Origin of the sequence: Janibacter limosus NBRC 16128, assembly GCF_001570985.1 — a bacterium.
Taxonomy (GTDB): Bacteria; Actinomycetota; Actinomycetes; order Actinomycetales; family Dermatophilaceae; genus Janibacter; species Janibacter limosus.
The window spans coordinates 1-729 of the sequence record NZ_BCSS01000097.1 but is presented as its reverse complement, the minus strand read 5'-3'; the positions used below and the strand labels follow the sequence as shown (position 1 = coordinate 729).

Here is a 729-nt window from a genome sequence, read left to right as displayed (position 1 = left end):
CCGTGAGACGTCGTGCTTGTCGCACGAGGACCGCGTGGAGGTCGACCGCAGGTTGGCGGGGTGCTTGACGACGGTCAGTGACAAGGAACTTGCTGCGGCGGCGCATCGGGCCACGCTCGATCTGGATGCGGAGGCGTTGGTGCGACGTCGTCGCAGGGCAGCGGCTTCACGCAATGTCAGTGTGCGGCCGGCGCCGGATGGGATGGCGTGGTTGAGCATCCTGGGGCCACTGACGGATGTGGTCGGGGCGTTTGCGGCGTTGAAGCGCGCGGAGCAGTCCCGCTATGTCGCGACGGGCGACCCGGCGACCGACGCGGCTCGGGTGGCGGATGAGCGGGGTCGGGGCGCGTGGATGGCGGACACGGCCCTGGAGCTGTTGTCCGGGCGGGCTGAGGGGCAGCCCCAGCCGGTCGAGGTCACCTTGGTGATGCGCGAGGACGCGGTCGTGCCCAGGGACGAGGAGCCCGGTGAGGGCGATGAGGCCGAGGTCCCGGGGTGGGGCGCGATGCCCGGCGCGATGGCTCGCGAGCACCTGCTGCGCCTGTGCGACGCCGGGACCGCGACCTGGCTGCGGCGGTTGTGGACCGCGCCTGGTGGTCGGGACCTTGTGGCGATGGACTCCACGAGAAGACTTTTCAGCGGGGTGTTGCGTCAGCTGGTCGAGCTGCGGGACGCGACCTGTCGGATCCCGTTCTGCGGAGCCCCGATCCGCGACATCGACCACGTCAC

General features: G+C 70.8%; 1 protein-coding gene. It reads left to right on the top strand.

The window, feature by feature from the left end:
- Positions 1 to 34: 34 nt before the first annotated feature.
- On the top strand, positions 35 to 729 hold a 695-nt coding region (locus JLI01S_RS16510), incomplete at its 3' end, for a DUF222 domain-containing protein (protein WP_245634663.1).